This window comes from Mycobacterium sp. NGS29 (assembly GCF_059812965.1).
The window spans coordinates 1-1,494 of sequence record NZ_JCALDR010000044.1; the positions used below are offsets into that span (position 1 = coordinate 1).

Here is a 1,494-nt window from a genome sequence, read left to right on the forward strand (position 1 = left end):
CGGCCCGAACATTGACCCAACACGCGAACCCGGCGCGTCGTTCATCGCTGATCCTCCCGAAACAAGCCAGTGTCGCCGACACTATCAACAACCCCCCTGTTAAAGGCCGCCAATATTGCCGCGTGCGGTGGCGGGTGCCCGGTCCCTGACGGTTGCTGCTGACGGGGATTACCAGTGCGAGGTCGACGAGCGCGGACACCTGCCCGCAGTTTCGCTTGGGCAGCTGATGACCTGGCACATCCCTACGGCTCCGGCCGAACGTCAGCCGTACTTGGCCCACCAGTTGTGCAGTTCCTCCAGGGTGGCCGGGTCGCCGAACACGTCACTGAGCAGCAGTTTGCTCTCGTTGCTCCAGATCACGTTGGGGTGGTTCTTGTAGGTGCCGCAGGCAATCATTCCGGCGGTCACCGTCGGGTCCCGGTCGTAATGCCAGCCGTCCGGCGAGGGCCCCTCGCCGGGGCAGTTGACCAGCTGTACCGCGGAGATGTCGTCGTTGAAGGCCTGCTTGAGGGCGTCCACGGTGGGGAAGAGGCCGTATATCGCCCGGCTCGGACCCCCCTGATTGCTGTTCTGGCCGCAGTCGACCATGGCCACCGTGCCGGTCCACACGCTGTTCGGCTTCGGCGTGGTCGCTTTGCACACCCCGGTGGCGTAGCCGGCTGGCACCATCGAGAGCAGCTTGCTGACTGCGGAGTTGGTCGATGTGGAGGGCTGACTCGTTGTGGTGTTCTGCGTGGTGGAGCTCGTGGTGACCGACGTCGTGGTGTCGTCGGCCTTATGGGTGTCATCGGACCCGACGGCCAGCCAGACACCGATGCCGGCGATCACCAACACGACGACCAGTGCCGCGGCACCGGCCACCAGCGGCCAGGGGCTGCGTTTGCTGCTGGCCGGCTGACCGCCCGGGTTCCACGGCGTCGGACCGCCGGCCTGCGACGGCGGGGGCGCACCGGGCGGGGTGCCGCCCCAGCTGCCACTCTGGAAGTGCGCCGGGGTAGGGGTCGGACCGCTCGGCGCCGGAATCGGACCGCTGGGTGCCTGCGCTGACCCGCCGCCCGGCGTCCACGACGGGGCGCTGTGCGGGTATTGCGCCTGGTGCGAACCTTGATCGGGGTAGCCGGGCGGCGGTTGATATTGCGGTGTGGCCACCGGCGGGGGCGGTGTGCCGGTACCGGGCGGCGGACCGGCGACCGCGCCACCCGGCAGCGTCGATTCACGACTCTTGCGCAGGATGTTTTCGGCGTGGTCCTGGTCGGGGTTGCTGAGCGCATCGTGGGCGGCGCGGGCGAAGTCGCCGGCGCTGGAGTAGCGGTCTTCGGGCTTTTTGGCCATGCCGCGCGCGATCACGGCGTCGAAGGCCTTGGGGATGCCGGCGCGCGCGGCGCTGACCTGTGGGATCGGATCCATCAGGTGCGCGGTGACCAGGGTGGTCGCGCTGTCCGCGCGATAGGGCGGGGCGCCGGTCATGCATTCGAAGAGCACGCAGGCCAGGGC

General features: G+C 68.8%; 1 protein-coding gene. It reads right to left on the reverse strand.

Annotation, left to right across the window (positions count from 1 at the left end; genetic code table 11):
• Positions 1-261: 261 nt before the first annotated feature.
• Positions 262-1,494: serine/threonine-protein kinase (locus AC5Y5Z_RS25510; RefSeq protein ID WP_499928285.1), on the reverse strand; the 1,233-nt coding region annotated here is incomplete at its 5' end.